Annotated in this window: 1 protein-coding gene; it reads right to left on the reverse strand. The window is 68.4% G+C overall.

Going from position 1 to position 1,232, the window contains the following annotated elements:
- The coding region (locus Mam01_RS35970) for a glycoside hydrolase family 25 protein (RefSeq protein WP_204289680.1) at window positions 1–886 on the reverse strand (886 nt) is incomplete at its 3' end.
- Between the last annotated feature and the right edge of the window lie 346 nt (window positions 887–1,232).

Genomic DNA, 1,232 nt, shown 5'->3' on the forward strand with positions numbered 1-1,232 from the left:
CAGTGGAGAAGTCCCCCGGCGAACTCGTATTACGGTGAATCCACAGATCACCGCCCGCGACCCCCGCGATGTCCTTCTTCCCGTCCCCGTCGAAGTCACCGAGCGTCTGTAACAGGGGCGACGCGGGGGAGCCGCGTGTGGCGAGGGCGTCGAGCTGCGCCTGCGTGCCGTTGAAGACGTTCAGCGTCACGTTCGTCGTGGGGACGCCGGGGACGTTGCCGGTGTCGGCGTACTGCCACATGATCCAGGTGCTCCAGCCGGGGGGAATCGCCGGAGTGGTGTGACCGCCGGTGTAGTCGGCGACCTGCAACCCGTACGACGAGAGGGCGGTGGTGCTGCCCATGCAACCGGTCATGAAGCCCCTGGCCGTGTAGATCCACGGCCTGACGCCGAACGCCGCCTCCACCTTGTCCAGCCAGGTCTTCGCGAACGAGACGGTGGTGTAGGGCGGGCAGGAACTGGTGCCGTCGTCGGTCCACTCCAGATCCAGGATCGGCGGCAGCTCCCCGGTCCGGTGCCCGGTGTAGCCCGCCGCGCGGGCGGTGTCGATGAAGAAGTCCGCCTGGGCGGCGGCGTTGGAGCTGGTGCCGGTCAGATAGTGATAGGGAGCGGTGGCGATGCCCTGGGCCAGGGAGGCGGCCAGGTCGCCCCTGAAGTAGGAGTTGGTCTTGTTGGTCCCCCGGGTCACCTTCAGCGTCGCGAACGTGATGCCCGACTGACGGATCTGGGACCAGTTCACCGCCGCCCCGTTGGGATGCTGGTACTCGGTGACGTCCACGCCCCTGACGGGGTACGTCCCCGCGGGCGGGCTGGCGTTCGCGCCGGCCGGCTGTGCCGGTGCCCCGGCGAGTCCGATGGCGATGGCCGCGGTGACAAGGCGGCGCACCCACCTCAATCCCCGCCCGGGCCGTGCTGCTGTCGCAGGCATATCTGCTCCACCTGATGAGAGAAGTCGAGTCGTGACCGATCCGAAGTCGTGAACTTCGTGGAACCGCCGGCGTTCGCCCTGACGCGGTGTGAAGTGAGCGCCGGTGGCCGGCGTGTGCCGCCGGTCACCGGCGCCGGTGGTGCCGGTGGTCAGTCGGCGGTGGTCAGTCGGTGGGGGCGGAGGTGAGGAGCTTGTTGCCGAAGATGCCCCAGCCGGTGCCCAGGCTCTTGTAGGGCGCGAAACCGAAAGCGGTCGAAGTGCTCGTACTCCGCCAGATCAGCAGCTCGTCACCACCGTTGAACCC

Source organism: Microbispora amethystogenes, assembly GCF_016863015.1.
Lineage (GTDB): Bacteria > Actinomycetota > Actinomycetes > Streptosporangiales > Streptosporangiaceae > Microbispora > Microbispora amethystogenes.